Origin of the sequence: Streptomyces sp. NPDC007971, assembly GCF_042958635.1 — a bacterium.
Classification (GTDB): Bacteria; Actinomycetota; Actinomycetes; order Streptomycetales; family Streptomycetaceae; genus Streptomyces.
In genome coordinates, this window is sequence record NZ_JBIBJK010000020.1 from 83,857 (window position 1) to 98,938 (window position 15,082).

The window sequence follows — 15,082 nt, forward strand, 5'->3', positions numbered from 1 at the left end:
CGCGTGCTCAGCGGGTCGTGCCCGGTGTGGTCGTCCCCAGCCGGGACCTGATCGCCAGGACCGCCGACTCGGCGTTGTCCACGGTGATCGTGAAGGTGTGGCCGTCCCACAGGCGCAGCACGATGCCCTCGCCGCGGCGTACGACGACCGCGGTGCCCTTCTCGGGGCGCCAGCGGTAGCCCCAGCCGCCCCAGTGACACGGAGTGACGTGCGGGGCGAAGTCGGCGCCGGCGACCTCGGAGAGCGGGATGCGGCGGCGCGGTACGCCGATGTGGCCGCAGCGCACCTCCAGGGACTCCCTGTCGAGCTTGAGGTCGACGTGGACGAAGGCAAGGGTGCCGAAGAGCACCAGCAGACCGGCCGCGATGCAGCCCACGACGGACATGGCGAGCGCGGCGATTCCGGAGGTCCAGGCCGACTCCACGGCCAGCTCGATGCCGAGCGCCATGCAGGCGGCGCCGACCAGCGCCAGCAACCACTGGATCCGGTTGGTGGCGCGGCCGGTCCAGACGTCGGGGTGCGAGGCGTCCTCGGCGCGACGGTGCTCCCTCATGTTTACGAGGTTACTCAGGTTTCGCTGCGCGGGTACCCGCTCGCGGAGGGTGACTGCTCCGGGCGGAGCAGCCCGGACACTCGGCTCCCGTGCGTGACCGCCGGATCCCGCACGTTCGTGACACTCGACTGATGTGCGCTGATGTGCGCCACCGCCGGGGTCGCTCACGTTCGCGACGCTCGGCGCATGTGCGCTGCCGCGGACCGCTCAGGTTCGTCACGTCGGACCGCTCAGGTTCGTCACGCCGAGCCGCTCGCCCTTGTCACGCCGGGCCGCTCGCGTTCGTCACGCCCGGCCGCTCACCTTCGTGACCGTGGGGTCAGCGGACCGGGCTGACCGCCTGGAGGAAGCGGCCCTCGTCGTAGGCCAGGGCCGTGGCCGGGAGGAGCGCCTCTCGTCCGCTGAGCAGCACGGTGAGGGCGGTCTCGGTGACGGCCTCCGGCGACGGTCCGGCACCGATCCGGCGCAGTGCCTGAGCAGCCACCGCCCCGGCGGAGCCGTGGAGCATGAGCGGCGGACGGCCCGGCCGCTGGACGGCCGCGCGGATGCGCTCGGCGACCAGTTCGTAGTTGGTGCAGCCGAGGACGACGGTGGTCACGTCGTCCGGAGTGCGAGCGGCAGCCGCTGCGATCGCGGCGTCGACCGCGGCGTCGTCCGCGTGGTGCACCGCGTCCGCGAGCCCGGGACACGGCACCTCGGTGACGGTCACGCCGTCGGCGAACTGTTCGATCAGACCGCGCTGGTACGCGCTGCCCGTGGTGGCCGGGGTCGCCCAGATCGCCACGTGGCCGCCGCCCGCAGCCGCCGGCTTGATCGCCGGTACGGTCCCGATGATCGGCAGGTCCGGCTCGAAACGGGCCCGCATCACGGGCAGGGAGTGCACGGACGCGGTGTTGCAGGCGACGATCAGGACGTCGGGGCCGTGGGCGGCGGCCGCTTCGGCAACCGCCAGGGCACGCTCGGTGATGTCCTCGGGGGTGCGCGGTCCCCACGGCATCCCGTCCGGGTCCCACGAGAGCACGAGATCGGCGTCGGGCCGCAGCCGGCGTACCGCGGCGGCTGCGGGGAGGAGGCCGATTCCGGAGTCCATGAGCGCGATCTTCACCCGGCCACGATAGACGATGGACCCTTGCGGGCCTGTGGGGTGGGGCAGACTGCGCCCGTGAGCGCGATCGTGTGGACCACCGTCGTATCCCTCGCCTCCTGGTGCTGGCTGCTGCTGTGCCAGGGCTTCTTCTGGCGCACGGACGTCCGGCTGCCCCCGCGCCGGGATCCCGGTCGCTGGCCGTCGGTGTGCGTCGTGGTCCCGGCCCGTGACGAGGCGGCCGTGCTGCCCGCGAGCCTGCCGTCGCTGCTCGCGCAGGACTATCCGGGACACGCGGAAGTGTTCCTGGTGGACGACGGGAGTACGGACGGCACCGGGGAGCTGGCCCGTGAACTGTCCCGGCGGCACGGCGGGCTGCCGCTCACGGTGGACTCCCCCGGCGAACCGCCCGCGGGCTGGACGGGCAAGCTGTGGGCGGTGCGGCACGGTATCGGCCTGGCACGCGCGCGTGAGCCCGCATACCTGCTCCTGACGGACGCGGACATCGCGCACGCGCCGGACAGCCTGCGGGAGCTGGTGGCGGCCGCCACCAGCGGGGGCTTCGACGTGGTGTCGCAGATGGCGCGGCTGCGGGTCGAGAGCCTGTGGGAGCGGCTCGTGGTCCCGGCGTTCGTCTACTTCTTCGCGCAGCTGTATCCCTTCCGCCGGATCGGCCGGAAGCGGTCGCGGACCGCGGCGGCGGCCGGCGGCTGCGTCCTGCTGGGCGCGGACATGGCCGAGAGGGCACGCGTCCCGGACGCGATCCGGCATGCCGTGATCGACGACGTCGCGCTCGCGCGCGCGGTGAAGCGGGCCGGCGGTCGGGTCTGGCTGGGGCTGGCCGACCGGGTGGACAGCGTCCGTCCCTATCCGCGGCTGCACGACCTGTGGCGGATGGTCGCGCGCAGCGCGTACGCCCAGCTGCGGCACAACCCGCTGCTGCTGCTCGGCACGGTCGCCGGGCTCGCCCTCGTCTATCTGGTGCCGCCCGTGACCGTGGTGACAGGCGCGGTCAGCGGCAGCACGGCCACGGTGGTGGCGGGCGCGGCGGCGTGGGCGTTGATGGCGGGGACGTACCTGCCGATGCTCCGTTACTACGGGCAGCCGGTGTGGCTCGCGCCGCTGCTGCCGTTCACGGCGTTCCTGTACCTCCTGATGACGGTCGACTCCGCGGTGCAGCACTACCGGGGGCGCGGCGCTTCCTGGAAGGGCCGCACGTATGCGCGCCCGGATGCCGTCCCCGACGAGGGCTGACCGGGGTCATTTGCGGCCGGGTGTCCAGTTCATGCCCCATCCGTAGGCACGGTCTATGGTCCGCTGCGGGCTCACCCCGCGCTCCGGTACCAGGTAGCGCGCCTCGCGCCGGACGACGAGGTCGCCGTCCGAGCGGGTGATCAGGGCGAGAGCGCACACCGTGGAGGGGACCGTGCACTCGTCCAGCGAGAAGTCGACCGGGGCGCCGTGCTGGGGCTGGAGGGTGACCGTGGCGTGCAGGTCGGCGAAGGAGGCGGCGCCCTCGTAGATGGTGACGAAGACGAGAATGCGCCGGAAGTCCTGTTTGTGATCGAGGTTGACGGTGAGATTCTCACCGCTCGCCACGGCGCCGGTGCGGTCGTCGCCGTCGAGGTGGATGTACGGCGGGCGGTGCAGGGACCCGAAGGCGTTGCCGAGTGCCTGTACGACGCCCTTGCGGCCGTCGGCGAGTTCGTACAGCGCGCACAGGTCGAGGTCGATGTCTCCCTGCCCGCCGCCCCACCGGCCGCCCCATCCCGGGAACTGTTTGCGCACCTGCCAGTTGAGGTTGACCCGCATGGCACCGGAGGTGCCGCCCTGTTTGGCCAGGGAGACGGACGGGGCGGCCTTGGTGAGGGTGATCTTGGACAGGCGGACCGGTGCGGCCGGAGTGGCCGGAGTGGCCGACGGGGGCGGGGGCAGCGGGACGGGAGCGGTGGTCGGCGGCGGCATGTTCGCGACAGGCTGGAGGGGTGACGCGGCGGCGGGGGCGGGAGGGGCGCCCGGCGGCGGCATGGTCACGGCAGGGTGGACCGGTGGCGCGGCAGGGGGGACGGAAGGGGCCGTCGCGGGCGGGCCGGGCGGCGCGGCGTGCTGCGGTTCGTCGACGGTGATGCCGAAGTCGGTCGCCAGGCCTTCGAGTCCACTGCTGTAGCCCTGGCCGACGGCGCGGAACTTCCAGCCGCCCTGGCGGCGGTAGAACTCGCCGAGCACGAAGGCCGTCTCCACGCTCGCGCCGGGACTGTCGAAGCGGGCGACCACGCGACCACCCGCACCGGCGTCGGTCACCTCGATGTAGAGGTCCGGGACCTGCCCGAACGTCCCGCCGTCCGCGGAGGCCGCCAGGACGATCCGCTCGATCCCGCTCTCCACGCGCGCGAGGTCCACGAACAGGGTGTCGGTGACACGCTCCCCGGCGCTCCGCTTGCCCTCGTGACGGACTGCTCCGGAGGCGTGCGCGGGCTGGTTGTAGAAGACGAAGTCCCCGTCGGAGCGGACCCTTCCGGACGCCAGGAGCAGCGCCGAGGCGTCGGCGTCGGGCACGCCGGGTCCGGAGCGCCAGCCCAATTCGACGCGCAGGGCCGTGGCCGGCACCGGCGCATTCGATCCTTTCGGCATTGACATGTACGCCCCCAAAACGCGTCGACAGCCCGGACGTCCCGGGCTCCCTGATCATCCCTACCCGCCCAACCTATTCCCGAGGGCGGCGAACTCCCACGGGCGGCCCGGGAACCCTGCCGGTCAACGGCCGGTAACCCCCCAGGAACTCGGCCTTTACACGATTCAAACGTCGTATCGCGTCCACTTTTGCCAAGTTCGCTCGGATTGGGGATCCCGAGTCACTGCGGACACGGAAAACAACCCTCTTATCGGTCTCCCCAACCAGCACATCGTGGGCTTAACTTATGTGCCATGACCTCCCCCCGCTCCACCTATGGCGGCGGCTACTACTCCGCCTCCTTCCCGGACACCCCGATCTACGACTCGCTCGTGGCCGAACGGGGCACCCCGCAGATCGCCCCGATCCGGGTCCCCGCCGCGTACGACATGGGCAGCAACCTGCCCGCGCTGCCCTCGGCGCTGCCCGCCCTCCCTGCGGCTCCGTCCCCGCAGGTCCCCGCCTACGGCTATCCGCAGGCCCAGCAGCCCGCGCCGCTGCAGCAGGCGCCCACGGCGTACATCCCGCAGCAGGCGAGCGCACCGCGCGGCTATCCCGGCCCGCACGCCCCGCAGCAGCCGCGCCCGATGGCGGCCGGTACGGGGTACGAGGCCATGCGCCCCGCCGCGCCGCGGCCCGCGCCGGCTCCCTACCAGGATCCGTACAACAACCAGCAGTACCGCGGCTACTGACCGGTGCGCCCCCATGTCGGTGCCGGCTGGCACCATGGCGACATGGGGAACGCAGATCTGCAGTCGATTCACGTCTACCCGGTCAAGGCGTTCCGGGGCATTGCGCCCCGGCAGGCCACGGTCGAGCCCTGGGGCCTGGCCGGAGACCGGCGCTGGGTGGTGATCGACGACGGGGGGAAGATCGTCACGCAGCGCGAGCAGCCGCGTCTCGCGCTGGCCGCCGCCGAGCCGATGCCCGGCGGCGGTGTCCGTCTGTCCGCGCCGGGGCTCGATCCCCTGACGGTGGACGTCCCTGAGCCGGTGGCGACGGTGCCGGCGAGCGTCTTCGGCACGAAGGTGGAGGCGGTCCCGGCGTCCGACGCGGCCCATGACTGGTGCACGTCCTGCCTGGGCGCCGAGGTCCGCCTGGTCCACATGGACGATCCGGCCACGCGCCGCCCGGTCGACCCCGAGTACGCACTGCCGGGCGAGACCGTGAGCTTCGCCGACGGCTACCCCCTGCTGGTCACCACCGTCGCGTCCCTCGACGCACTGAACTCCCTCATGGCCGAGGGCGACCACGCCGCAGAGGGTCCGCTGCCCATGAACCGCTTCCGGCCGAACGTGGTCGTGGCGGGCACCGAGGCCTGGGCCGAGGACCACTGGTCGCGGATCGCCGTCGGCGAGGTCGAGTTCCGGGTCGCCAAGGCGTCCGGGCGGTGCATCGTGACCACCGTCGACCAGGACTCGGGGGTACGGGGACGCGAACCCCTGCGCACGCTGGCACGGCACCGCAAGATCGACGGCAGGCTGCTCTTCGGCCAGAACCTCGTGCCTGTGTCGTCCGGGATCATCCGGGTCGGCGACCCCGTTCGCGTGCTCGCGTAGCGCGCGACCGCCGTCCGGAACGACCCCGTGGGCGGGGAACCCCGGGGCGGGTCCCGCTCGTTGAAGCGGCATGAGAATTGCGTGAGAAGCCCGGCGGGAGTGATCTCGCTCTCTCTTGGCCGGGGCCGGGGGCGAGCGACTCCGCCGCGGGTTATCACGGAGCGGAAGGGGGTGGGGGACGTGCGCGCAATCCATGGCCTGTGGCGCTGGCGGCACAATCCGCTGTGCCGCGCGACCGACCTTGCCGAGGCGTGGGTGGCCCTCGTGACACTGGTGCTGATCGCCGTGGTCGCGCCCGTGATCGGCTCCCTGGTCGGCTTCACCGCCCAGGATTCCCTGCAGCGGTCCGTCCGGGAGCAGCAGCACTCCCGCCATCTCGTCATGGCCACCGTGGTCCGCAGCCTGGGCGGCGTCCCGCCGGAGACCGACCCCGACACCAGCGCCGGGCACGAAACCCGCAGCCGGGTGCTCGCCGACTGGCCGGCGCCGGACGGCACGCGGCAGCACGGACCGGCCCTGGCGGACCTCAAGTCCCCGCACCCGGGCGACCGCTTCAGGCTCTGGACGGATCCGCACGGCCGAATAACGACCCGCCCGCTGGACGCCCCCACGGCGACCACGCACGCGGTGCTCGCCGGGTTCGGCGCGGCCCTGTTGACGGCGGGCCTGGTCGACAGCGGCCGACGCCTGATCGTGTGGCGCATGGTCCGCCGCCGGTACGCGCTCTGGGACCAGGCCTGGGACCGCGCGGGCCCGGACTGGGGCAAGGCGGGCACCGGTATCTGACGGCCTTCCGGCTCTGGTCAACCCACCACCCGCGCGCACGCTACGGTGGACCGGCCGACTCGCATTCGGCATCAAAACCCGCGTACCACGAGGTGGGGGCACAGCAACGCCATGGCACAGGGCACGGTCCAGGTGACGCACACCGGTACATCGCGGTGGCGGCGCCGCACGGGTGAGTACGCCTCGCTCGCCGCCGCCCTGGAGGCCGCCGCCGACGGCGACGTCCTCACCATCGCCCCCGGCACCTACCGGGAGAACCTCGTCGTCCAGCGGTCGGTGACGCTGCGTGGGCCCGAGGGCTCCCCGGGTTCGGTGCGGATCGCGCCCCCGGACGGGGTGCCGCTGACCGTGCGAGCCTCGGCCGTGGTGCAGGACCTGCATGTGGAGGGCCAGGACGCGGCAGCTCCCGCACTGCTGGTCGAAGAGGGCACGCCCGAGCTGATGGACGTGCGGATCGTCACGCGGTCCGCCGCGGGCATCGAGGTGCGCGGCGGGGCCCGCCCGACCGTGCGGCGCTGCACCGTCGACAACCCGGCCGGTATCGGCATCGCCGTCCTCGACGGGGGTGGCGGGGTGTTCGAGGAGTGCGAGGTCGTCGCGGCCGGCCAGGCGGGCGTGGCGGTCCGCGGCGGCGGCCGTCCCCGCCTGGAGCGGTGCCGGGTCCACCACGCCTCCGGCACCGGACTGACCGCGACCGGGGAGAACTCCTCGCTGGAGGCGTTCGGTTGCGAGGTGTACGAGGTGCGGGGCTCCGGGGTGCAGGTCACCCAGCGGGCCACCGCGCACCTGATCGACTGCGATGTGCACCGCACCACCGCCGACGGCGTCACGCTCGACACGGACGCGGTGCTCACGCTCGCCGACTGCCGCATCCACGACATCCCGGAGAACGCGGTCGACCTGCGCTCCCGCTCCGTCCTCACCCTGACGCGGACGACGGTCCGTCAGTTCGGACGCAACGGCCTGTCGGTGTGGGACCCGGGCACCCGGGTGGACGCGAACCAGTGCGAGATCTTCGACAGCACCGGCGACTACCCGGCGGTGTGGGTGAGCGACGGCGCCACCGTGGTCCTGGACTCGTGCCGGGTGCACGACGTGCCGGACGCGTTGTTCGTCCTGGACCGCGGCTCGCGCGCGGACGTGGTGGACAGCGACCTCTCCCAGGTGCGCAACACGGCGGTGTCGGTGAGCGACGGCGCGACCGCGCAGCTCGACGACTGCCGGATCCGGGAGGCGGCCACCGGTGCCTGGTTCCGCGACCACGGCAGCGGCGGCACCCTCAACAACTGCACCCTGGACGGCACCCAGACCGGTGTGATCGTCACCAAGGGAGCCGACCCGACCATCGAGCGGTGCACGGTCGACTCCCCCGCCGAGGCGGGCTTCTACGTGTCCGCGGGCGGCCGGGGCAGCTTCCTGGACTGCCGCGTGTCCGGCAGCGCGGGCTACGGCTTCCATGTGATCGACGGCTGCCGTACGACACTGCGGAAGTGCCGTACGGAGCGGTGCGCGCGCGGGGGCTACGAGTTCGCCGACGCCGGTCCGGACGCGGGGAGCGGGACGGGACCGGTCGTGGAGGAGTGCACCAGCGACGAGAGCGGCAGTCTGCGCACGTCGGCGGTCCACGAGCCGGCCGTGCAGACCACCTCCGCCTCTCCCGGACTGCTCGGCGCGATCCCCGGACAGCGCGTCACGGAGCAGGAACCGCTCGTCGCGGCGTCGGAGCCGGAGAAGCCGACCCGCACGTCCAAGGCCGTGCTCGGCGAACTGGACGCGCTGGTGGGCCTGGAGAGCGTCAAGCGTGAGGTGCGGGCGCTGACCGACATGATCGAGGTGGGCCGGCGTCGGCAGCAGGCAGGCCTGAAGGCGGCCTCGGTCAAGCGGCATCTGGTCTTCACCGGCTCCCCCGGCACGGGCAAGACGACGGTCGCCCGGCTGTACGGCGAGATCCTCGCTTCCCTCGGGGTGCTGGAGAAGGGCCACCTGGTCGAGGTCTCCCGCGTCGACCTGGTCGGCGAGCACATCGGCTCCACCGCGATCCGTACCCAGGAGGCCTTCGAACGGGCGCGCGGCGGTGTGCTGTTCATCGACGAGGCGTACGCGCTCTCTCCTGAGGATGCCGGTCGGGACTTCGGCAAGGAGGCCATCGACACGCTGGTGAAGCTGATGGAGGACCACCGGGACGCGGTGGTGGTGATCGTCGCCGGCTACACGGCCGAGATGGAGCGCTTCCTGTCGGTCAACCCGGGTGTGGCCTCCCGCTTCTCACGGACGATCACCTTCAGCGACTACGGCCCCGAGGAACTGCTCCGGATCGTGGAGCAGCAGGCGGACGAGCACGAGTACCGGCTGGCGCCGGGCACCTCGGAGGCGCTGCTGAAGTACTTCACGGTGATCCCGAAGGGCCCCGCGTTCGGCAACGGCCGTACGGCACGCCAGACTTTCGAGGCCATGGTGGAACGGCATGCGAGCCGTGTCGCCCAGGTGGAGGACCCGACCACCGACGACCTGACGCTGCTGTACGCACAGGACCTGCCGGAACTGCCCTGAGCGCCGCCGGGCCCCTTTCCGCCCGGCGGTTCTCGTCGGTAGCCCTCCTCCGGCTTCCCGGCCGTGTTCCCCCAGCTTTCCGGCGGCTTTCCCTCCACTCCCCAAAGGCCGGCCGACGGCCTGCCCACACTTCCCGGAAGCCACCCCCACGGCTCATGCCACGGCCCACCTCACGGCCCACCCCACGGCTCACCCACGGCTTCCGACGGCAGATGACGACCCGACTCCTGGAGATCTCGCGATGAAGGTACTGACGACGCTCGCCCGGCTGTACGTGGAGGACCTCGATGCGGCGCTGCCGGCGCTGCGCGCCCTCACCGGTGAGGACGTCCGCATGCGGTTCCCCCATGCGGGCGTGGAGGTGGCGGGGATAGGCGGCTTCCTGCTCGTCGCGGGCGACGAGCAGGCCCTCGCCCCGTTCCGGAACGTCCAGAGCACCGTGCGGGTCGACGACCTGGACGGCCTCCACGCGATCGTGGAGGAACACGGCGGGGAGATCATCGACGGCCCGAACGAGGTGCCCACCGGCCGCAACGCCACCGTGCGGCATCCCGGCGGTGTCGTGCTGGAGTACGTCGAGCACACGGTGTAGGCCGCCTCACACCGGCCTCCCGGGGTGCGGACGCTGCCCCGGAACCTCCGCGTGCAGGCGGGCCAGCAGATGGGCTCTCTCCCGCGCGAAGGCCGGGTCCGCCTGGTAGTCGGAGTGGGCGAGGATCGGGGCCGGGAGGGGGTGTTCGGGCGTACGGCCGTAGGCCAGCGGGTCCCTCAGGGGCTCGGGGTCCACGTCCGGGCCGCAGTTGCCGGGCAGACGGACAGGGCCGCCGATGGGGTCGGTGCGGCGGTGGAGGTTGCGCCAGCAGGCGACGTCACGGTGCAGGGCGATCAGCGCGTGGGGCCCGAAGTGGGCGGGGAACCAGCGGCCGTACAGCCTCTCCAGGGGAGAGCCGTACGTGAGCAGGGCGACCCGTCCGCGCATGGACGGGGTCAGTTGCCAGGCCGCGGCCGCGGCCAGGACGCTGCCCTGGGAGTGGCCGGAGAGGACCAGGCGGCCTCCGGTGCTCCGGGTCCAGGTCGCCGCCCGCCAGGTCAGGTCCGGCACCGCGCGCTCGGCGTAGCAGGGCGGGGCGAAGGGATGGGCGGCGCGCGGCCAGAAGGTGCCGACGTCCCACAGGATGCCGATGGTGCGCCGGGCGGAGGCGTCCTTGTAGGCGCGCCGGCCCCAGGTGACCAGCAGCAGGAATCCGAACCCCACCAGCCAGGAGCCGAACGTCTGCGAGATCCCGGCCGCCGTCCGGACGACGTCGTTCGTCCGCCGGGCCGCCGCCTCCGGGGTCGCTGCGCTCACCAGGGCGCCGGTGAGCGCGGCGGTGCCGAGCAGCAGGGTGGCCGTGGCGAGCACGGCGACGGCCTGGGGTGCCCGGTCGGTGAGGGTGGCCATGGCCCGCGCGTGGGCGATGCCGCGGGTGCGGAACGGGTCCTCGGGCTCGCCGGGATGCTCCCGGCGCACCCGGTCGCGTTCGGCGCGGGCGAGCCGGGCGGTGCGCAGGGCCAGCAGGGCGCTGAGGGCGAGCAGCGCCACGAGGACGGGCGGGATGGTGGAGGCCTGCCAGGTGAGCAGCACCGGCGGCCCGTCCAGCAGGGCCCGGGTGCCGTCGAGCCAGTCGGCGACCCGCTGCGCGACCCCGCCGGAGATGACTCCGCCCAGCGCGCAGGCGAGCAGAGTGACCGCGGGCCCGCCGAGGCCGTGCATCGCGGCGCGCGGGTCGGGGTGCCGGCGGTACAGGTCGTGGGCTACGGCCGCGAGGAGGAGGACGAGCAGGCCCTGGGCCAGCATGAGGCCGCCGAAGGCTGCATTGCCCGGCAGCTGTCCGGCGGACCGCCAGCCGGGCCGCGACCAGCCCGTGTACACCAGGGTGAGCAGCAGCAGAGCGAGGGCGCCGAGCGGCAGGCCGCGCACGAGACGGCCGTCGAGGGTGTCGTCGAGGCGGCTCTCCGAGCGGCCCCGGCGGCAGACCACCCCGACGGCGACGGTGGCGCAGACGAGCAGGGCCGCGGCCAGGAGCCGGCCGAGGGCGTCCAGCGTCGGGGAGCCGCCTGAGCGGTGGTCGAAGCGGGATGCGGGCGTGGCGACGGCCGCGGCGACCGTGAGCAGGCCCGCCGCGGTGTGCGCCGCGCGCAGCCGGGCCACCAGGCGCCGTCCGTACCAGAAGCCGGGGCGGGCCAGGGCGCTGTCGTCGGTGTCCGGCTCGGGGTCGCGGGACATCGGCTGATGGGACTCGTAGGCGCTCCAGGTGCGGTGCGATAGGTACCAGAGCAGGACGGTGAGGGCGGTCGGGACCAGGGCCGCGAGTGCCAGCCGGCGGCCGGGCAGACTCCACCAGCCGTCGCCGGACACGGCGGGCGAGAGGAAGCCGAGCCAGGAATGGCGCCGGGCGCAGTCGGCGACACCGGCGCACTGCCAGGCCACCAGGTCGAGGGCGACCTCGCAGGCGGCTGCGACCAGCAGGACGGTCAGGGTGAGTGCGGCCAGGCGCACCAGGAGACCGTAGAGCCGGACGGTGTGCCGGCGGCCTCGGGATGTGGGGCGCATCCAGTGGGCGAGGTTGACCACCATGAAGGGCAGTAACAGGAGCCACAGGGCGCGGCTGCCGTCGCCGGAGGTGAGGTTGCACCAGACGTACGCCTCCTGCACCGGCTCGTCCCCGGCTCCGTCGTCGGTCGGGGCGGGCTCGGTGTCCTCGGTGTGATCGGCACGCCGGAAGACCGCGGCGGTGTCGTCGCCGGTGATCCGGACGGTTCGCGGGCAGCCGAGCATCTTCTCCGGTGTGGTGCCGCCGACTCCGTGCACCAGGAGTTCCAGCTCGGTCCCCGTCCGGGTGTGCCGCGCGGCGGGGCCGTCCGTCTCCCGCCCGGTGCTGCGTTCGTGTGCACGTTCCACTGTTCTCGCACTTCCCCCGTGACGCGCTCCAAGGTCTGTGTCCGTGCGTCGACCAGGATCCCTTCTTCCGGGGTGGCACACACCTCTCGCCACGGAATCTCCCCGATCCGGGTGACGTGGGAGCCGAAGCCCGATGCCCGGCGCGACACGAATGGCATGTGCGCGTCGTGACGGGCAGTGGCGCAACCTGGGCCGACCCGTGAAAAGATGGGACGCCCGCACACCCCGACGCCGGATGGAACATCCAGGTCGGAGCAGGTGTGGCGGGATGGTCGGACGGATGGCGGCGAAAGGACCGGAGCGTACGTGAGTGAGAATCAGAACCTCCTCGCGGAGCAGCGCCGCGCCCTGATCGTGGACGAGGTCCGGCGCCGGGGCGGCGTTCGTGTCAACGAACTGACCCGCAAGCTCGGCGTCTCCGACATGACCGTGCGCCGCGACCTGGACGCGCTGGCCCGTCAGGGCGTGCTGGAGAAGGTGCACGGCGGTGCGGTCCCGGTGGTCGAGGCGAGCACGCACGAGCCGGGCTTCGAGGCCAAGTCGGGTCTGGAGCTGAGCGCCAAGGAGGACATCGCGCGGGCAGCCGCCCGGCTGGTCGCGCCCGGTTCGGCGATCGCCCTGTCCGGCGGCACGACGACCTACGCGCTCGCGCAGCACCTGCTGGAGGTGCCCGATCTGACCGTGGTGACGAACTCGGTGCGGGTCGCCGACGTCTTCCACGCGGCGCAGCGCACGTCGGGACAGCGGCAGGGCGCGGCCACGGTGGTGCTGACCGGTGGCGTGCGCACCCCGTCCGACTCGCTGGTGGGGCCGGTCGCCGACCAGGCGATCGCCGCCCTGCACTTCGACCTGCTCTTCCTCGGCGTGCACGGCATATCGGTCGAGGCCGGCCTGTCGACACCGAACCTCGCGGAGGCAGAGACCAACCGGCGCCTGGTGCAGTCGGCCCGCCGGGTCGTGGTGGTCGCGGACCACACCAAGTGGGGGACGGTGGGCCTGAGTTCGTTCGCGGCTCTGGAGCAGGTGGACACGCTGGTCACCGACGCGGGCCTGCCGGCCGAGGCGCGGTCGGAGATCGCCGAGCATCTGCATCGGCTGGTGGTGGCGGGCGAACCGGACGAGGACGAGGACATCTGACGAGGCGTCAGTTAGGCTGACGGCTCAACGCCCCGCATTACCCGGGGACTTCACGAGGGGGTTTCGCCGCCATGGCTCACCGCCTGCACCCGGTGGGGATCGACTTCACCGAGACCGCCCCCGTGCGGCTGGTCTTCACCCACGACGTCGCCGCCGCTTCCGACGCGGTCTTCCATGCGCTCGCCGAGGACGTGCCCGGCTGGCCGCAGTGGTTCTCGTCGGTGGCGTCGGCCCGGCCGACCGAGGGCGGGCGCGAGGTGCGGCTGCAAGGCGGCATCCGGTTCACGGAGTCGGTGCTGGTGGCGAAGGCGCCCGAGGTGTACGCCTACCGCGTCGACGTGACGAACGCCCCCGGGGCCCGTGCCTGGATCGAGGAGTGGCGGCTGACCCCGGCCGGCGGCGGGACCCGGATCCGGATGACCTTCGCGCTCGACGGTACGGCCGCGTTCCGGCTCGTGTGGCGCCTGGGCCGCCCGGGCGTGGGGCGCTCCGTCCGTCGCGCGATCGGTGCACTGGACCGGCGCCTGCACGGCTAGCGCGCCGGTGGATCCGGGCCGGGCCGCTCAGTGCGGCCAGACGCCCGTCGCCAGCAGGGAGTCGATCGCCGCCGTGTACGGGGCGATGTCCAGGCCCTGTTCGGCGAGCCAGGCGTCGGAGTAGTACTTGTCGAGGTAGCGGTCCCCCGGGTCGCACAGCAGGGTGACCACGCTGCCCGTGCGGCCCTCGGCCACCATCTCGGAGACGATCTTCAGCGCGCTCCACAGGCCGGTGCCCGTCGAACCGCCCGCCTTGCGGCCGATGGCCTGCTCCAGGGCGCGTACGGCGGCCACGCTGGCCGCGTCCGGGACCTTCATCATCCGGTCGATCGCGCCGGGCACGAAGCTGGGCTCCATGCGCGGCCGGCCGATGCCCTCGATACGGGAGCCGCAGTCGCAGGTGACGTCCGGATCGCCGGTGGTCCAGCCCTCGAAGAAACAGGAGTTGTCCGGGTCGGCGACACAGATGCGGGTGTCGTGCTGCATGTAGTGCACGTAGCGGGCGAGGGTCGCCGAAGTGCCGCCGGTGCCGGCCGTCGCGACGATCCAGGCGGGTTCCGGGAACCGCTCCAACTCCAGCTGCCGGAAGATGGATTCGGCGATGTTGTTGTTGCCGCGCCAGTCGGTGGCCCGCTCGGCGTAGGTGAACTGGTCCATGTAGTGGCCGCCGGTCTCCACCGCGAGGCGGGCGGACTCCTCGTACATCTTCCGGGAGTCGTCCACGAAGTGGCACTGGCCGCCGTGGAACTCGATCAGGCGGCACTTCTCGGCGCTGGTCGTGCGGGGCATGACCGCGATGAAGGGCACGCCGATCAGCTTGGCGAAGTAGGCCTCGGAGACGGCCGTCGAACCGCTGGAGGCCTCGATCACCGGGCGGCCCGGGCGGATCCAGCCATTGCACAGCCCGTAGAGGAACAGGGAGCGGGCGAGCCGGTGCTTGAGGCTGCCGGTGGGGTGCGTCGACTCGTCCTTCAGGTACAGGTCGATGCGCCAGTGCTCGGGCAGCGGGAAGCGCAGCAGGTGGGTGTCCGCCGAGCGGTTGGCGTCGGCCTGGACCTTGCGCACAGCGTCTTTCAGCCAGTCGCGGTAGGCGGCGTCGCTGCGGTCGACGTCGAGTGTGGCGCCGGTCCGGGTCTGTGGGGTGGTGCTCACGGCGGGGCTCCTTACGCTGGGCACCGACGACGCCTCGCGCGGCCGGCACCTCGATCATAAGCACCTTCCGCACCGCTTCCCACCTGCATAAACGCATCTTTGAGCCAGCCAAA

13 protein-coding genes are annotated in these 15,082 nt (G+C 72.7%); 8 read left to right on the top strand and 5 right to left on the bottom strand.

Features of this window, described 5'->3' with window-relative positions:
- Positions 1 to 7: 7 nt before the first annotated feature.
- On the bottom strand, positions 8 to 553 hold the full coding sequence (locus tag ACFZCP_RS34195) for a hypothetical protein (protein ID WP_391435297.1): 546 nt from the start codon (positions 551 to 553) through the stop codon (positions 8 to 10).
- 319 nt (positions 554 to 872) lie between these two features.
- Complete coding sequence (locus ACFZCP_RS34200; protein ID WP_391435300.1) at positions 873 to 1,658, bottom strand: aspartate/glutamate racemase family protein; 786 nt, start codon at positions 1,656 to 1,658, stop codon at positions 873 to 875.
- Between the two features lie 57 nt (positions 1,659 to 1,715).
- Here ACFZCP_RS34200 and ACFZCP_RS34205 point away from each other — a divergent pair, with 57 nt between their 5' ends.
- On the top strand, positions 1,716 to 2,891 hold the full coding sequence (locus ACFZCP_RS34205) for a glycosyltransferase (protein WP_391435304.1): 1,176 nt from the start codon (positions 1,716 to 1,718) through the stop codon (positions 2,889 to 2,891).
- A 6-nt stretch (positions 2,892 to 2,897) separates the two neighbouring features.
- Here ACFZCP_RS34205 and ACFZCP_RS34210 read toward each other — a convergent pair whose 3' ends face one another.
- Positions 2,898 to 4,268 carry a TerD family protein gene (locus ACFZCP_RS34210; protein WP_391435307.1) on the bottom strand — a complete coding sequence of 457 codons (1,371 nt, stop codon included), beginning with the start codon at positions 4,266 to 4,268 and terminating at the stop codon, positions 2,898 to 2,900.
- Between the two features lie 294 nt (positions 4,269 to 4,562).
- Here ACFZCP_RS34210 and ACFZCP_RS34215 point away from each other — a divergent pair, with 294 nt between their 5' ends.
- From ACFZCP_RS34215 to ACFZCP_RS34235, 5 genes are all read left to right on the top strand, one after another.
- Positions 4,563 to 5,000 carry a DUF6643 family protein gene (locus tag ACFZCP_RS34215; RefSeq protein ID WP_362685396.1) on the top strand — a complete coding sequence of 146 codons (438 nt, stop codon included), beginning with the start codon at positions 4,563 to 4,565 and terminating at the stop codon, positions 4,998 to 5,000.
- 42 nt (positions 5,001 to 5,042) lie between these two features.
- Complete coding sequence (locus ACFZCP_RS34220) at positions 5,043 to 5,867, top strand: MOSC N-terminal beta barrel domain-containing protein (RefSeq protein WP_391435312.1); 825 nt, start codon at positions 5,043 to 5,045, stop codon at positions 5,865 to 5,867.
- A 180-nt stretch (positions 5,868 to 6,047) separates the two neighbouring features.
- The gene (locus ACFZCP_RS34225) at positions 6,048 to 6,653 is read left to right on the top strand and encodes a hypothetical protein (protein WP_391435315.1); all 606 of its coding nucleotides are present in this window, start codon (positions 6,048 to 6,050) and stop codon (positions 6,651 to 6,653) included.
- A gap of 111 nt (positions 6,654 to 6,764) precedes the next feature.
- Positions 6,765 to 9,203 carry a right-handed parallel beta-helix repeat-containing protein gene (locus tag ACFZCP_RS34230; RefSeq protein ID WP_391435320.1) on the top strand — a complete coding sequence of 813 codons (2,439 nt, stop codon included), beginning with the start codon at positions 6,765 to 6,767 and terminating at the stop codon, positions 9,201 to 9,203.
- Positions 9,204 to 9,444: 241 nt separating this feature from the next.
- The gene (locus tag ACFZCP_RS34235) at positions 9,445 to 9,795 is read left to right on the top strand and encodes a VOC family protein (RefSeq protein WP_391435322.1); all 351 of its coding nucleotides are present in this window, start codon (positions 9,445 to 9,447) and stop codon (positions 9,793 to 9,795) included.
- Between the two features lie 6 nt (positions 9,796 to 9,801).
- Here ACFZCP_RS34235 and ACFZCP_RS34240 read toward each other — a convergent pair whose 3' ends face one another.
- Positions 9,802 to 12,144, bottom strand: coding sequence for a hypothetical protein (locus tag ACFZCP_RS34240; protein WP_391435325.1), 2,343 nt, complete (start codon positions 12,142 to 12,144; stop codon positions 9,802 to 9,804).
- Between the two features lie 306 nt (positions 12,145 to 12,450).
- Between ACFZCP_RS34240 and ACFZCP_RS34245 the strand changes: the two genes are divergently transcribed.
- Together ACFZCP_RS34245 and ACFZCP_RS34250 are read left to right on the top strand one after the other, a co-directional pair.
- Entirely contained in the window at positions 12,451 to 13,281 is an 831-nt protein-coding gene (locus tag ACFZCP_RS34245) for a DeoR family transcriptional regulator (RefSeq protein ID WP_391435329.1), read from the top strand.
- Between the two features lie 71 nt (positions 13,282 to 13,352).
- A complete protein-coding gene (locus tag ACFZCP_RS34250) occupies positions 13,353 to 13,817 on the top strand; it encodes an SRPBCC family protein (protein ID WP_391435332.1) in 465 nt (154 codons plus the stop codon).
- Positions 13,818 to 13,844: 27 nt separating this feature from the next.
- Here the strand turns inward: ACFZCP_RS34250 and ACFZCP_RS34255 are convergent, their stop codons facing one another.
- Positions 13,845 to 14,969: a pyridoxal-phosphate dependent enzyme gene (locus ACFZCP_RS34255; protein WP_391435336.1), complete on the bottom strand. Its 1,125-nt coding sequence runs from the start codon at positions 14,967 to 14,969 to the stop codon at positions 13,845 to 13,847.
- Positions 14,970 to 15,082: the final 113 nt, after the last annotated feature.